Genomic DNA, 15,043 nt, shown 5'->3' on the forward strand with positions numbered 1-15,043 from the left:
TCCGCAGACGGCCGACCCAAAAGCCTACATCCGGCCATGCTGGCGCATCAAGTCCAGCAGCTTGTCTGTGTCCAGCGCAGGCACCACATGCCCGGCCGGTTTGACAGTGGGCACATCCTCGCCCTGCACCAGGGCGTTGATGACCGCCTCGTCCACGGCCTGCACCGCGGCCTCGTAGAGCACATCCAGCACCTCCCAGTTCAGGCTGTGACGCTGAATCACTGCGCCCATTTTTTCGGGGTGAGACATGGGGTCGGCCACCGAAAAGGCCAGAAAAATATCGCCCGATGAATTGCCCCCCGGACTGCCCGAACGAGCAATGCCCAAGCCCGCCCGCTTGGCCAGCGAACGCAAGATGGCATCCGACAGGGGCGCATCGGTGGCCAAAATGACAATGATGGAGCCACTTTCTTTCTTGGCAAAGCCGCCCGGCATGGCTTGACCCACAGGCACCCCCAACACCGACAGCCAGTGACGCCTGCCGTAATTGGCCTGCACCAAGGCGCCCAGGGTGTAGGTCTGGCCCGCCACCTGGATCTGGCGCGAAGATGTGCCCGTGCCGCCCTTGAATTCGTAGGCGATCATGCCGTTGCCACCCCCCACCGAGCCTTCGGCCACCGGCCCGCTGGTGGCGGCATCGAGTGCGGCCACGGCATGCGCCGCTTGCACATGCAGGGCATTGATGTCGTTGAGCACCCCGTCGTAGGTTTCGGCCACCACAGGCATGGCCCAGGCGTGGTGGTTTTGAAAATGCTCGGCGTAACGGCCCAACATCCATTGCACCGCCCCCTGGTGGCACGCCCCCACCCCATGGGTGTTGGTGATCAGCACGGGCCCCAGAAAATACCCCGCATCGTTGATCCAATGAACACCGGTCATCTCGCCATTGCCGTTGAGGGCATGAAAACCCGCCCACACGGGCATGGGGTTGTTCGCATCCTGCCGGGGCACGATGGCCGTGACCCCGGTGCGCATGCGGCGCGAGGGATCGGTCAGGGTGGTGAAGCCCACCGTCACCCCGGGCACGTCGGTGATGGCGTTGAAGGGGCCGGTCTGGCCCGCAAAAGGCAGGCCCAATTCACGGGCTCGGGGTCGGCTCATCGGCGTCCTCTGGTTTCACAAGTTGCCACGAGGCGGGCATCCACAAGCGCTGCCGATGGCTGCTCGTTCAGCGCTGACGCATCAATTGCAGCAAAGCCGCATCGTCCAGGTCGGCCCAGCCTTGCGCAAGGGCTTGGGCAAACAAACCGCGTGCAATCCTGCCCAACGGGGGATCAAAGGCCACTTCTTCGGCGGCCTGCAGAGCCAAGCCCGTGTCCTTGGCCAGCAAAGTGACATGGGCGCGAGGCTCGAAGTCACCGGCCAGGGCCCGACGCATGCGGTCAGAGCCAATCCAGCTTTGCCCGCTCGATGCCTCGATCACAGACAGCGTGGCCGCGGGGTCCAGACCCAGCCGCTCGGCCAAGGCCATGGCCTCGGCGGCTCCGGCCAAATTCACGGCGGCCAACAAATTGTTGACCAACTTGGTGCGTGCACCGTCTCCTGGGCGCGTGCCGACACGAAAGACTTGTTGGCTCAAGGCATTCAACAGCGTTTGGCTACGCTGCCACACCGCATCCGAGCAAGACACCATCAAACTCATGGTGCCCTCTTTGGCACGCAAAGGACCACCTGACATGGGGGCATCAATGAAATCGATACCCCTTTGCGCCAGTCGTTCGGCCTGCCCTTGCACCGTTACCGGCCCAAGCGTAGGACACAGCATGACCGACTGACCCGGTTGCATCACCGGGCCAGCACCGCCTTCGCCCCAAAGCACCACCTCGGTTTGGGCCGCATCCACCACGACCACCATCAACACGCCGTCGGGCGAAAGAAGCTGAGCGGCCTCCTTGGCAGAGCCACAAGCAACCGCCCCCAATGCCGCCGCATGCGACTGAACCTGCGGGTCAACGTCGTGGACCGCCACAGACCAGCCAAGACCGCGCAAACGGGTCAGCATGCCACCGCCCATATTGCCCGCACCCACCACCGCGACCTGCATCAGTTTTGTCATGTTTGCACCAGTTGTTTGGATTTTGCAATCGACATCAAAATCCCCAAAGCCAGACCCAATGTCACCATGGCCGTGCCGCCATAACTGATGAAAGGCAAGGGCACGCCCACGACAGGCAAGATGCCACTGACCATGCCCATGTTCACAAATGCGTAAGTGAAAAATATCATGGCCATGCTCGCTGCCAACAATCGACTGAACAAGGTTGGCGCTTGCATAGCGATGATCAACGCCCTGTAAATCAAAAAGAAATAACAAGAAATTAAAAACAGGCCCCCTGCAAAACCAAATTCCTCGCCATAAGCTGCAAATATAAAGTCAGTGGTGCGCTCAGGAATGAACTCCAGATGCGTCTGGGTTCCTTGCATAAAGCCCTTGCCCCAAAACCCACCTGAACCAATCGCAATCATGCCCTGGATGATGTGAAACCCTTTGCCCAGAGGATCGCGAGCAGGATCCAGCAAAGTACAGACTCTTTGCCTTTGGTATTCATGCAGAACGTGCCAATCCACGTTGGCTGCGCACAAAGAAGGTTCAAATGCCACCAAAGCAACAATACCAACCACAGCCAAAGCCAAAGGCGGCAAAATCCATCGCCATTTGAGACCGGCAAAGAAGATCACGGCCAAACCCGCTGCCAACACCAGCAAAGCTGTCCCTAAATCAGGTTGCTTCATGATCAAACCCACGGGCACACCCAATATCAACAAAGCCACTGCAAAATCAGATGAGCGAAGTTGACCTTCCCGTTTTTGAAACCAAGCAGCCAGCATCAAAGGCAAGGCAATTTTCAAAATCTCACTGGGTTGAATGACCACCCCCAGATTGACCCAACGCCGAGCCCCTTTTTTAGTGATGCCAAACAAAGCCACTGCGATCAACAAAATCACACCCATGGTGTAAACCGGGACAGCCCACGCCATCAACTTAGGTGGTGGAATTTGAGCCACCACAAACATGATGGCACCCGCAATGAGCATGTTTCGCCCATGATCAACAAAGCGCGTCCCGTGATCAAAGCCCGAGGAATACATGATCAGCAAACCGGCGCAAGCCAGCATGAAGACAGCAAACGCCAAGGGACCATCAAAACCCTCAACAAAGCGCCACAGGCGTTGCAGTACGGTGGGTTTATGAATCGAGGCGACCATTTATGACTCACCTCTGGGATGACGCCCCATCAAGGCCTGAACGGCCTGCTGCGCACTCAAGTTGCCGTCCAACAAGGCCACCACAGCTTGTGTGATGGGCATCTCGACGCCCAACTGACGCGCCCGCAAAAGCACTGTGCGGGCACTGTAAACGCCCTCGGCCACATGCCCCAATGAGGCCAATGCTTCGTTCAAGTTGAGGCCTTGAGCCAACAACAAACCCACCTTGCGGTTGCGACTCAAATCACCTGTCGCCGTCAAGACCAAATCACCCAAGCCTGACAGCCCCATAAAAGTATCACTTTTAGCCCCCAAAGCCATTCCCAAGCGGGTCATTTCTGCCAAACCCCGAGTGATCAGCGCGGCTCGGGCATTCAATCCCAAATCGAGGCCATCGCATAAACCGGTGGCAATGGCCAAGACATTTTTGACTGCACCACCGACCTCGACACCCACCATGTCATCGTTGGCATAAACACGCAAAGCCGGACCGTGAAAGCCCGCGACAAGGGCATCGCGGACACAGGCATGGGGACTTGCTGCGACCAAGGCCGTGGGTTGATGCCGCGCCACTTCAAGGGCAAAACTCGGTCCACTCAAAGCACCCGCCAGCAAGTGGGGTGCCACATCACGCTGCACCTCGTGCGGCATCAGACCTGTGCCCGACTCAAACCCTTTGCAAAGCCAAGCCACAGGCGAACGCACCCCTTGCATGAGCTCGAGTGTGGGCCTCAGACCCGACATGGGCGTGGCAACGATGAACAATGTTTGCGCATCGGCATCAGCGAGCAAGGGCGTCCAATCTCCACCCGAAATTTGCAACCGTTCGGGCAACTTGATACCGGGCAGATAACGCCTGTTCTGCCCTTCATCGCGCATGGCCTGCGCCTGTGCCGCGTCCCGAGCATGAAGGCGCACATCGTGATTGGCTGGATGCTGACAAGCCGCCAGCGCCAATGCAGTGCCCCAGGCACCTGCACCAATCAGGGTGATGTGCATCGCAACATGTCCGGCAAACGCTTGGAATTACTGAGGCAAGGACTCAGCTTGCTGTGCTTGCTGCTGCTCGTACATGGCTTGGAAGTTGATTTCGGCCAAGTGCACAGGAGGGAAACCGGCACGCGTGATCAAGTCGGCCACGTTGCCGCGCAGGTAAGGGTAAACAATTTGCGGGCAGGCAATCCCCATGACAGGGCCCATTTGATCATCGGGCAAGTGACGGATCTCAAAAATACCGCCCTGCTTGCACTCAGCCAAAAACACCGTCTTGTCTGCAATCTTGGTATGCACTGTGGCGGTCACGCACACTTCAAACACGCCATCAGCCACAGGCGTCGCCTCCACACCGAGTTGGATGTCAACGCTGGGTTGCTGCTGGTCCAGCAAAATGGCGGGGGAATTGGGTTGTTCCAATGAAGCCTCTTTCAGATAGACACGTTGAATCTGAAAGACAGGTGCTTGGACTTCGTTTGTGACAGCGTTTTCAGTCATTTTTTACTCTTTTAAAAATAGTCTGACACCAGCGTCAGACGTTTGGGGCCATAAACAGCCAATTATCAACCATCCAAGCTCAGTCAAGTCACCTTGATGCCTTGGGTGCCACCGCAAGTCAAAGCGATTGCAAAAGGGGCACCAAACCACCCCGAGCATCCAGCGCCATCAAATCGTCGCAACCCCCCACATGGGTGTCGCCAATGTAAATTTGAGGCACCGTGCGCCGACCTGTGATTTGCATCATGTGATCGCGCTGAGCAGGATCGGTGTCGATGCGGACTTCTTCAATCTCAAGGACGCCTTTGGATTTAAGAATTTGCTTAGCCCGAACACAATAGGGGCACACAGCGGTGGTGTACATCTTGACGGCTTGCATGAGATCTCCAGTTGATGTTTAAAAATTCAAAATCAGGCTTTTTCTGTGGGCATGCTGGCAGCAGTCCACGCCTTCAAACCGCCAGACAACGATTGAACATTCTCATAACCGAGCTTACGAGCTGTCGCTGCAGCACGAGCTGAACGGGCACCCACTTGACACACCATGACCACTTGGCTTGATTTGTTTTTCACCAACTGCCCCAATTTGGCCTCTAACTGACCCAATGGCAGGTTTTTCGCCCCGATCACATGGCCTCGGGCAAACTCATCGGGTTCACACACATCAATCACCACCGCTTTTTCACGGTTCATGAGTTGCACCATGCCTTGTGGATCCAAGCCATTGCCCTTGGTCAAAGCAGGCAACATCAACGCCACACCTGAGGCCAAGGCCACGCACAGCAACATCCAGTTTTCGAGGAGAAAGTTCACGAATCACACCCTTGTTCGGCAAAAAAAGAGGCCCGTCAGCGGGCCGCCAAAATTGCAATTCTAAAATGACAGGCTTAACCTCTGTTTTGAAGCGCCTCTTAGGGCCATTTGCTTATGTACAAACTTGTCCTCATTCGCCACGGCGAATCCACCTGGAACCTGGAAAACCGCTTCACCGGTTGGACCGATGTTGACCTGACCCCCACGGGCGTGAGTCAGGCCATGTCAGCAGGCAAACTGCTCAAAGCCGAAGGTTGGGATTTTGACCTGTGCTACACCTCGGTGCTCAAACGCGCCATTCACACGCTGTGGTACACCCTGGACGAAATGGACCGCACCTGGTTGCCAGTGGTCAAGGATTTTCGTCTGAACGAGCGCCATTACGGCGCACTGCAAGGCCTGAACAAGGCCGACATGGCCAAAGAGTTCGGCGATGAGCAAGTCTTGATCTGGCGTCGCAGCTACGACACCCCCCCACCCGCACTGCAAGCCACGGACAGCCGCTGTGAACGTGCGGATCGGCGCTATCCCTCGCCGGACCTTGTGCCACTCACCGAATGTTTGAAAGACACCGTGGCCCGAGTCTTGCCCGCTTGGAATGACAGCATCGCCCCCAGCATCCAATCGGGCAAACGCGTCCTGATCGCAGCCCATGGCAACTCCATACGTGCCCTGATCAAGTACCTTGATGGCATATCTGACACCGACATCGTGAACCTGAACATCCCCAACGGCATCCCCTTGGTGTATGAACTCGACGCACAGCTCAAACCAATACGTCACTACTACTTGGGCGATGCCCAAGCCGCCGCCGCAGCAGCTGCCGCAGTGGCCAGTCAGGGCAAGGCCTGATCACACCTGAGCCTTTACATGAAATTACACGCGCTGCCCCACACCTTGGGGCTTGCGGGTGTATATTGATTCGAACTTCATTGGACACCAACTCGCAAAATGGGACACAAACTCAAGATCGTCGGCTTGCTCAGCGTGGGCGCATTGGCCGGTGCATTGACCACCGTGTCATTGCAAACCGTGGCGCGTGGCAACATGGCCCCCTTGCCCTTGGAAGAACTGCAGCAACTGGCCGCAGTGTTTGGCATGGTCAAAAGCGACTATGTCGAGCCGGTGGACGAGAAAAAACTGATCACCGAAGCCATCTCCGGCATGGTGTCCAGTTTGGATCCTCACTCGCAATACTTTGACAAGAAAAGCTTCAAGGAATTTTCTGAAGGCACATCGGGCAAGTTTGTGGGCGTGGGCATCGAAATCAGTCAAGAAGACGGCTTGGTCAAGGTGGTCTCTCCCATTGAAGGTTCCCCTGCTGACCGTGCTGGCCTGAAACCCAACGACTTGATCACCAAGATCGACGATACGGCAGTCAAAGGACTGTCTCTCAACGACGCGGTCAAGCGCATGCGTGGTGAACCCAAAACCAAGGTCGTCCTGACCATCTTCCGCAGGAGCGAAAACCGCACTTTTCCGGTGACGATCACACGCGAAGAAATCAAAACGCAATCGGTCAAATCCAAATTGATCGAACCGGGTTACGGCTGGATTCGCGTTTCACAATTTCAAGAGCGAACGGTTGAAGATTTCGCTCGAAAAATTGAAGACATGTACAAGCAAGATCCTCAACTCAAGGGCTTGGTCTTGGACTTGCGCAACGACCCAGGAGGTCTGCTCGACGCTGCAGTGGCACTGTCTGCTGCCTTCTTGCCGGACAATGTCACGGTGGTGACCACCAATGGTCAATTGGATGAGAGCAAATTCACCTACAAGGCGTCGCCACAGTTTTGGCGGCGCAACAGCAGCAACGACCCCATCACACGCATGACGCAAGCCACAGGTGGGGCCTTGAAAAAAATCCCCTTGGTGGTCCTGGTCAACGAAGGCTCTGCCTCAGCCAGTGAAATCGTCGCAGGGGCGCTACAAGACTACAAGCGTGCCACCCTCATGGGCAGCCAGACCTTTGGCAAAGGTTCTGTTCAGACCGTGCGTCAACTCGGCCCGGACACTGCTTTGAAAATCACCACGGCCCGTTACTACACACCGAACGGGCGTGCCATCCAGGCCAAGGGCATCGTGCCTGAAATCATGCTCGACGAGACTGAGAACGGCAATGTTTTTGCGGCCTTGCGCACACGGGAAGCGGATCTCCAAAAACACCTGAGCAACGGGAAAGAAGCCGAAGAAAAGAAAGACCCTGCACGCGAACAAGCTCGCGAAGAGGCTCTTAAAAAACTTGAAGAAGAAGCCAAAAAACCGGCTTCTGAACGCCGCTTGCCTGAATTCGGGTCGGACAAGGATTTCCAGTTGATTCAAGCCATCAAACAGCTCAAAGGCCAGCCTGTCAAAGCCAGCACCACATTGGCTGAACGCAAAGCTGAGAAAAAAGACTGAGTCTGAATTCACGAAGCCGCCACATGGATGACACCCAGCTGCTGCGTTATTCGCGGCACATTCTGCTCAATGAGTTGGGCATTGACGGACAAGAAAAACTGCTCAAATCCCATGCGCTGGTGATCGGCGCAGGAGGACTCGGCTCCCCCGTCTGCTTGTATTTGGGCAGCGCGGGTGTGCGTGACATCACCGTGGTGGATCACGACACGGTGGATTCCACCAACTTGCAACGGCAAATTGCCCACACCTTGGACCGTGTGGGCCAATACAAAGCCGACTCGGTGCGAACAGCCATTGCACAAATCAACCCCGATGTTCGTGTGACCCCCATCACGCACCGTGCAGACGCCTCCTTGCTGGACACCTTGGTGGCGCAGGCTGATGTGGTGATTGATTGCTGCGATAACTTCGAAACGCGTCAGGCCGTCAACCTGGCCTGCGTGGTCCACCGCAAGCCATTGGTGTCAGGTGCAGCCATCCGGATGGACGGACAAGTGTCTGTGTTCGACAGCACGCAGCCCGATGCCCCTTGCTACGCCTGCATTTTTCCGCCCGCACAACAACCGGAAGAGACGCGTTGCGCCACCATGGGGGTGTTTGCCCCTTTGGTGGGCATCATTGGCACGGTGCAAGCCGCCGAAGCGCTCAAAATCTTGAGTGGCATGGACAGCCACATGGCAGGGCGCTTGCTGATGCTCGACGGCCGCGAGCTCTCTTGGACCGACATACGCATGCAGCGCAATCTGTCTTGCCCGGTGTGCGCCGCACACCGCAACTGAGCGGCCAAGTTTTGTCATTCACGCTCAGACGTGATTGTCATCAACAACCCTGTCTTCACAAGAGCCGGTCATGGCTCCAAAAATTGCCCCATCCATCCGTCATGACGCTGAATGCGTGCCTGCGGATTGCAACACCACCGCCCATCAAAGACCATGGCAACTGCCATGAAACTTTCTGAAAATATGCGGAGACATGGCATCTTCGTTGGCCGCAAACAAGCCTCGCTTGTGTTTTTGTGCCTGGCGTTGCAAAGCTGCATACGGACCTTTACCAGAACTGAACCTGTAGGCCCACGCCATGCCTGAGCGCACCATCTCGGCCCCCAAATCGCGCCCTTCCACTGACAGACGTCCGATTTGCCGACCATAACTGTCATGGCTCACCTGCACGACCTGAACTTGTTTGCGCAAGGCCAAGCGGATCATCATGTCTCGGGCTTCAGGCCCTCCGGGCTGACAGGTTTCAGGCGCATCGATGCCATCAATGCGCAATTTGATCGGCTCCTGATGCCCCTCACGCACCAAAACCAAGGTGTCACCATCCATCACCCAACTGACCCACCCCACCCAGGTCTCGCTGGCATGAACAGTCACTGCCCCCAACAAGACCCCAACAAGTGCAAATCGCCGCCACACCTTAATACCGCATCCTTGCCACGCTGCCCTTGATGCCGATTGGCCCTGGGCAAATCGGGACTCAACTGTGCCAACAAAGATTCGGCACGGGCCTGCAAACGATCGAGCGCCTCATCGAAATACACAATTTCTTGGCCTGACATTGCGTCAATGATTTGACTGTTGATGGCCTGAATTTGCGGCATCAAGACATCGTAAAGTTGTCGACCAGCGGGGGTCAGCTCAACCAATGCACTGCGCCGGTCATGCGCCGTGATGGAGCGCATGACCAATTGCTTGCGGGTCAACGCCGTCAAAATGCGCGAGGTGCGGGCCCGGTCTCGGTGCATGCGCTCAGCCAAAACCGAGGGGGGTAAACACCCGTTTTCATAAAGATGAGCCACAACGGCCCACTCACGACGTGTGATGCCATAGCCACCCTCACACAAACGAACCACCATCGCACCGGCCACCCCCGATAACCGTCCCAAACGGTACAAAAGCAGGTCATCAATCGACGCCAAGCGCTGGGAGGGAGACAAAGACATCAGGGTTTTCCAAGGGGATGGTTGTTTAGATCAATTGTCGATCGGGGCGTTACATTGTGGATGAACTTGAATTTTCTATAAAAAGACTTTAAAGCCCGTCATCCGGGGACCTTCATGAATACCATCCGCCAACTCATCCTGAGCCGCACCAAGGCACTGACACGCACAAGCTTGGGCTTGACTGCCTTGTGTTTGGCCATGCTTTCACCTCAAATTCATGCCCAAGACAAGCCGCCTCTGAAGATCGTGGTGGGCTTTCCGCCCGGTGGATCGGCCGACATTTTGGCCCGCATGGTGGCCGATGCGCTGCGCGATGACGTTGGCACCATCGTGGTCGACAACAAACCCGGCGCAGGCGGGCGTATCGCCTTGAATGCCGTGAAAACGGCCAAGCCTGATGGGCAAACCGTGATCATTTTGCCCAGTGGTCCAATGGTGTTGTTTCCACACGTCTACAAAAAACTCGACTATGACGCTGTCAAGGACTTCACACCCATTTCTCAAATCGCCCGCTTTCAGTTTGGCGTGGTGTCTGGCCCTTCCTCGAACGTCAAAAGCGTGGCGGAGATGATCGCCAAAGCCAAAACCGATCCCAATACGGCCAGTTACGGCACGCCTGGTGCGGGCACTCTGCCCCATTTCATGGGGGTTCTGATGGAGCAGTCCGCAGGCATTGGCCTGAACCACATTCCATTTCAAGGAGGTGCCCCGGCCAACAACGCTTTGTTGGGGGGTCACATTGGCTACAAGTTTGATGTCGTCTCCGAAACCGCTGAAATGCATCGCACCGGCAAAGTCAGAATCATTGCCGTGACCGGTAGCCAGCGCGACCCGCAGGTCCCCGAAGTGCCCACACTCAAAGAATCGGGAATCCAAATGGAAGCCACCGCTTGGTTTGCCATGTATGGCCCAGCGGGCCTGAACGGCGATGCGCTGACCCGACTGGAAAAAGCCATGATGAGAGTCGCTCGCGATCCTGCCATGAAAGACAAGATGCTCAAGCTCGGCTATGAGCCCATTGGTTCGAGCTCGGCCGATCTGGCCAAAGCACAAAAAACTGACCTGGCTCGCTGGGAAAAACCCATCAAAGCCACAGGCGTTCAACTCGATTAACCCTCACGAATTACACGGAAATCAGTCCATGACCGCACTCGTTTTACGACGCACCGCCTTGTTGGCAGGCCTTTTACTTTCTTTGACAGGCAGCCTTCAAGCCCAAAATGCGCCTTGGCCGAACAAACCTGTACGCTTTATCAACAGTTTTCCACCTGGCGGCCCGTCTGACATCCTGGCACGCGCCGTGGGCGATGTGCTTCAAAAGCAGTTCAATCAACCCTTCACGGTTGAAAACAAACCTGGCGCAGCGGGCAATGTGGGTGCCGACCAAGTGGCCAAATCCAGCGTCGATGGGCACACCTTGCTGTGGGGAATTGACACCACCCACACCATCAACCCGCACATTTACAAAACCATGGCCTTCAAAGAGGCTGACCTCAAACCACTGCTTGTGATTTCCAGTTCAGCCTTGTTGCTGGGTGTTCACCCCAGTTCTGGCATCAAAACGGTGAAAGACTTCATGCAAGTCGCGCGTGAGCGCAGTCTGAACTTCAGCTCTGGGGGCAATGGTTCACCCGGGCACCTCTGGGTCAATATGAGCAATGTGTCCGCCGCAACACGTCTGGTGCATGTGCCCTACCGAGGCAATTCGCCAGCCGTCATGGCGGTGGTATCTGGCGAAGTCGATGGCGGCACATTGGCCACTCCGGGCATGATGCCCCATGTCAAAGGCGGCAAAATCACTGCGCTGGCCGTGACCGGACGACAGCGCTCGCGCTTGGCCCCTGAGGTGCCCACTGTGGCCGAAGCAGGCTTCAAAGACTTGGAAAGCGAAGTGCTTTACGTGGTCATGGCCCCCGCCAACACACCCGCCCCCTTGATGCAGACCATGGCCAAAGCCATCACAGAGGCCCTGGGACGACCCGAGTTGCAAACCCGCCTGAAGGATCTGGACATGACTTATGAAGGCCTCACGGGCGCGGCCGCCTCTGAACGCCTGAAAAAGCTCTCAGACCACTACGGCCGTGTGATCCGAGCCACGGGCATGAAAGTCGATTGAGTTTGATCTTTCAGTCAAGCGCCAACACACCTATGACCACCCAACGCCCCAACATCATCTTTATCGTCGCCGACGACCTCGGCTTTGCCGATCTCGGCTGCTATGGCGGCCGCGACGCCAAGTTCGGCAAGGTCTCGCCCGTGCTCGACCAGCTCGCTGCAGCGGGTCTCAAGTTCACACAGGGTTATTCCAACTCGCCCGTGTGTTCGCCCACCCGCTTTGCGCTCATGACAGCCCGCTACCAGTACCGCCTGCGCGGCGGTGCCGACGAGCCCATCAACAGCCGCAGCCGTGGCAGCGCCGTGTTAGGCCTGCCGCCCGAACACGCCACGCTGCCCTCGCTGCTCAAGGCCAGTGGCTACCGCACCGCCTTGATCGGCAAATGGCATTTGGGTTACCCGCCTCACTTCAGCCCGCTCAAATCAGGCTACGAGGAGTTCTTTGGCCCCATGTCTGGCGGGGTGGACTACTTCACGCATTGCGCCTCCAGCGGGGCACACGACCTGTTCACGGGCGAAGACGAAACCCCTGAAGACGGTTACTTGACCGACATGCTGTCCAAGCGTGCGGTGGACTATGTTGAACGCATGGCCCGGGGCGCTGAGCAAGGCACCCCTTTCTTTTTGAGCCTGCACTACACCGCGCCGCACTGGCCCTGGGAAACCCGCGAAGACCATGCGCTGGCGCAAGAGGTCAAGGACAACCTGTTCCACTTGCATGGCGGCAACATCCACACCTACCAGCGCATGATCCACCACATGGACGAAGGCATTGGCTGGGTGGTGGACGCTTTGAGAAAAACCGGGCAGCTCGACAACACCCTGATCGTCTTCACCAGCGACAACGGCGGCGAACGCTTTTCCGACAATTGGCCCCTGGTCGGCGGCAAGATGGACTTGACCGAAGGCGGCATCCGCGTGCCGTGGATCGCCCACTGGCCGGCCGTCATCGCACCCGGCGGCACCTCGGCCCAGCACTGCATGACCATGGACTGGTCGGCCACCATGGTCGATCTGGCGGGCACCAAGGCGCAAGACGACTTGCCCTTTGACGGCGTGTCTTTGGCCCCCGTGCTGCGCGATGCAAAGCACCAGTTTGACCGCCCCCTGTACTGGCGCATGAACCACCGGGGCCAGCGCGCCTTGCGCATGGGCGACTACAAATACCTGCGGGTGGATGGCAACGACTACCTGTTCAACATCCCGGCCGACGAACGCGAACGCGCCAACCTGGGCGGTCGCCAAGCCGAGCGCCTGCGAGCCATGCGTGACGCGTGGGAGGCGTGGGACGCCACCGTGCCCGCGATCCCCGAAGACGCCACCGTCAGCCTGGGCTACTCGGTCAAAGACATGCCTCAGCGCTGAAGCCTTGGCGGCTAAGATCGGCCATGGCTGGTATGCAACGATTTTTAACTTTTCTCCAGTGGCCCCGCCTGACGGGCTCGCTGGCCCGAACCGAGGTCTTGGCCGGTCTGACGGTGGCATTGGTCATGATCCCCCAGGCTGTGGCTTATGCGGGCCTGGCCGGCATGCCCTTGGTCACTGGCCTCTACACCTGCTTGATTCCCGCTTTGCTGGCGGTGCTCTTTGGCAGCGCCAACAGGCTGTCCGTGGGGCCTGCGGCCTTGACCTGTGTGTTGATTGGCGCCTCGCTCACAGGCATGGCCGAACCTGGCTCGCCAGAATGGGTGGCGCTGGCCGTGTGGCTTGCCCTGCTCTCAGGGGCCATTCAACTTCTGCTGGGTCTGGGGCATTACGGCTGGCTCATCAACCTGGTCAGTGCCCCGGTCATGACAGGCTTCACACAGGCGGCCTCATTGCTGATCATGGCCTCACAAGTGCCTGGCTTGCTGGGCGTGAAAGCCTGGAGCTGGGACATCCAAACCTGGCCCATTTGGTTGCTCAGTTGGCCTGCGCTGTTCGGGCTCGGCAGCTTGGTGGTGCTGTTGCTGCTGCGACGATTCAAACCCCGCTGGCCCGGCATCATGATCGTCATGGGCCTGGCCTCGGCCATCGCTTATGCCACCGATTATCAAAACCATGGCGCAGTGGTCGGCCTGCTGCCCTCAGGCTTGCCTGATTTTTATTGGCCGCAATGGCCGGGCCTGGACATGCTCAACCAGCTGTGGGTGCCCGCCTTGGTGATTGCGCTGGTCAGCTTTTTGGAAACAGCCTCCAGCGCCCGAATCGAGTGCCGCCGCGACGGAAAATGCTGGGACGACAGTACTGAACTGTTCAGCCAAGGTTTGGCCAAAATCGCCTCGGCTTTTTCGGGCAGCTTTGCCACCAGCACATCTTTTTCACGCTCGGCCCTCATGCTTTATGCCGGGGCCCGTTCGGGTTGGGCGGTGGTCGCCTCGGTCGGCTTTGTGCTGCTGGCTTTGCTCATCCTCATGCCCGCGCTGCAATACGTGCCGCGCTCGGTCATGTCAGCGGCCGTGATCGTGGCCGTGCTCAATTTGTTTCAACCCCGCCAGTTTTTGAACCTTTGGCGCGTAGGCCGCATCGAGACCATGACGGCTGGCATCACCTTTGCCATGACCTTGTTGACCGCGCCACGCATCTATTGGGGCGTGATGACGGGGGTGTTGGTGGGCCTGAGCCACTTTTTGCACACCCGTCTGCACCCGCGCATCATCGAGGTGGGCTTGCACCCCGACGGCAGCCTGCGCGACCGACATCTGTGGAAATTGCCCCCCTTGGCTCCTCAGCTGTACGCACTGCGCATGGACGCGGAGCTTGACTTTGCTGCGGCCAGTGATTTTGACCGGGCCATCACCGACCACCTGGCACGCCACCCCGATGTGATGCATGTTTGCTTGTTTGCCCAGCCCATCAACCGCGTGGATGTGACGGGCGTGGACACCTTTGGGCAGCTGCAGCGCCAACTGGCCAGCAGGGGTATAACGCTGCACATCAGCGGTATCAAGCTTCCTGTGGAAACCACCTTGCGCCGAGCGGGTGAGCTGAAGGAAAGCCCTTACATCAAGCTTTACCGCACCGACGCCGAGACCCTTCAATCACTGGCCCAACTGACGCCTTTGCCCAACGACATTGGGGCAGCGGCCATTTGAG

General features: G+C 57.7%; 16 protein-coding genes. 7 read left to right on the forward strand and 9 right to left on the reverse strand.

All coding sequences use genetic code 11. The features are described 5' to 3' along the window. Positions 1 to 24: 24 nt before the first annotated feature. The 7 genes from AMM41_RS13735 to AMM41_RS13765 all read right to left on the reverse strand — a co-directional run bounded on the left by AMM41_RS13735 (position 25) and on the right by AMM41_RS13765 (position 5,511). Complete coding sequence (locus tag AMM41_RS13735) at positions 25 to 1,101, reverse strand: DmpA family aminopeptidase (protein ID WP_089959680.1); 1,077 nt, start codon at positions 1,099 to 1,101, stop codon at positions 25 to 27. 67 nt (positions 1,102 to 1,168) lie between these two features. After that, positions 1,169 to 2,056: an NAD(P)-dependent oxidoreductase gene (locus tag AMM41_RS13740; RefSeq protein WP_089959684.1), complete on the reverse strand. Its 888-nt coding sequence runs from the start codon at positions 2,054 to 2,056 to the stop codon at positions 1,169 to 1,171. Beyond that, positions 2,053 to 3,207, reverse strand: a complete 1,155-nt coding sequence (gene rodA, locus AMM41_RS13745; RefSeq protein WP_089959690.1) for a rod shape-determining protein RodA — start codon at positions 3,205 to 3,207, stop codon at positions 2,053 to 2,055. Before rodA ends, AMM41_RS13740 begins: the two co-directional genes overlap by 4 nt. Next, positions 3,208 to 4,206: an NAD(P)H-dependent glycerol-3-phosphate dehydrogenase gene (locus AMM41_RS13750; RefSeq protein WP_089959693.1), complete on the reverse strand. Its 999-nt coding sequence runs from the start codon at positions 4,204 to 4,206 to the stop codon at positions 3,208 to 3,210. A gap of 27 nt (positions 4,207 to 4,233) precedes the next feature. Continuing rightward, positions 4,234 to 4,698 (reverse strand): protein-export chaperone SecB, encoded by a 465-nt coding sequence (gene secB, locus AMM41_RS13755; protein ID WP_089959696.1) that lies wholly within the window; start codon positions 4,696 to 4,698, stop codon positions 4,234 to 4,236. A 118-nt stretch (positions 4,699 to 4,816) separates the two neighbouring features. Then, positions 4,817 to 5,077, reverse strand: a complete 261-nt coding sequence (grxC, locus tag AMM41_RS13760) for a glutaredoxin 3 (protein WP_089959699.1) — start codon at positions 5,075 to 5,077, stop codon at positions 4,817 to 4,819. 32 nt (positions 5,078 to 5,109) lie between these two features. Beyond that, the gene (locus tag AMM41_RS13765) at positions 5,110 to 5,511 is read right to left on the reverse strand and encodes a rhodanese-like domain-containing protein (RefSeq protein WP_089959702.1); all 402 of its coding nucleotides are present in this window, start codon (positions 5,509 to 5,511) and stop codon (positions 5,110 to 5,112) included. Positions 5,512 to 5,625: 114 nt separating this feature from the next. Between AMM41_RS13765 and gpmA the strand changes: the two genes are divergently transcribed. From gpmA to AMM41_RS13780, 3 genes are all read left to right on the forward strand, one after another. Further along, complete coding sequence (gene gpmA / locus AMM41_RS13770) at positions 5,626 to 6,363, forward strand: 2,3-diphosphoglycerate-dependent phosphoglycerate mutase (RefSeq protein WP_089959705.1); 738 nt, start codon at positions 5,626 to 5,628, stop codon at positions 6,361 to 6,363. Positions 6,364 to 6,462: 99 nt separating this feature from the next. Continuing rightward, entirely contained in the window at positions 6,463 to 7,911 is a 1,449-nt protein-coding gene (locus AMM41_RS13775; protein WP_089959709.1) for a S41 family peptidase, read from the forward strand. Positions 7,912 to 7,934: 23 nt separating this feature from the next. Next, a complete protein-coding gene (locus AMM41_RS13780) occupies positions 7,935 to 8,690 on the forward strand; it encodes a HesA/MoeB/ThiF family protein (protein WP_089959714.1) in 756 nt (251 codons plus the stop codon). Between the two features lie 144 nt (positions 8,691 to 8,834). On the opposite strand, the gene AMM41_RS13785 is transcribed toward AMM41_RS13780, so the two are convergent. Further along, on the reverse strand, positions 8,835 to 9,284 hold the full coding sequence (locus AMM41_RS13785; protein ID WP_228769280.1) for a thermonuclease family protein: 450 nt from the start codon (positions 9,282 to 9,284) through the stop codon (positions 8,835 to 8,837). Beyond that, complete coding sequence (locus tag AMM41_RS13790; RefSeq protein ID WP_089959716.1) at positions 9,281 to 9,853, reverse strand: MarR family winged helix-turn-helix transcriptional regulator; 573 nt, start codon at positions 9,851 to 9,853, stop codon at positions 9,281 to 9,283. Before AMM41_RS13790 ends, AMM41_RS13785 begins: the two co-directional genes overlap by 4 nt. A gap of 114 nt (positions 9,854 to 9,967) precedes the next feature. Between AMM41_RS13790 and AMM41_RS13795 the strand changes: the two genes are divergently transcribed. Genes AMM41_RS13795 through AMM41_RS13810 form a run of 4 tightly spaced genes read left to right on the forward strand, consistent with a single transcriptional unit; the run spans position 9,968 to position 15,042 of the window. Beyond that, entirely contained in the window at positions 9,968 to 10,966 is a 999-nt protein-coding gene (locus AMM41_RS13795; RefSeq protein ID WP_089959720.1) for a Bug family tripartite tricarboxylate transporter substrate binding protein, read from the forward strand. 28 nt (positions 10,967 to 10,994) lie between these two features. Further along, entirely contained in the window at positions 10,995 to 11,969 is a 975-nt protein-coding gene (locus AMM41_RS13800; protein ID WP_089959723.1) for a Bug family tripartite tricarboxylate transporter substrate binding protein, read from the forward strand. A 32-nt stretch (positions 11,970 to 12,001) separates the two neighbouring features. Next, on the forward strand, positions 12,002 to 13,333 hold the full coding sequence (locus AMM41_RS13805) for a sulfatase family protein (protein WP_089959728.1): 1,332 nt from the start codon (positions 12,002 to 12,004) through the stop codon (positions 13,331 to 13,333). A gap of 23 nt (positions 13,334 to 13,356) precedes the next feature. Then, positions 13,357 to 15,042 carry a SulP family inorganic anion transporter gene (locus tag AMM41_RS13810; RefSeq protein WP_089959732.1) on the forward strand — a complete coding sequence of 562 codons (1,686 nt, stop codon included), beginning with the start codon at positions 13,357 to 13,359 and terminating at the stop codon, positions 15,040 to 15,042. Position 15,043 lies beyond the last annotated feature (1 nt).

The organism is Limnohabitans sp. 2KL-3 (assembly GCF_001269405.1).
Lineage (GTDB): Bacteria > Pseudomonadota > Gammaproteobacteria > Burkholderiales > Burkholderiaceae_C > Limnohabitans_A.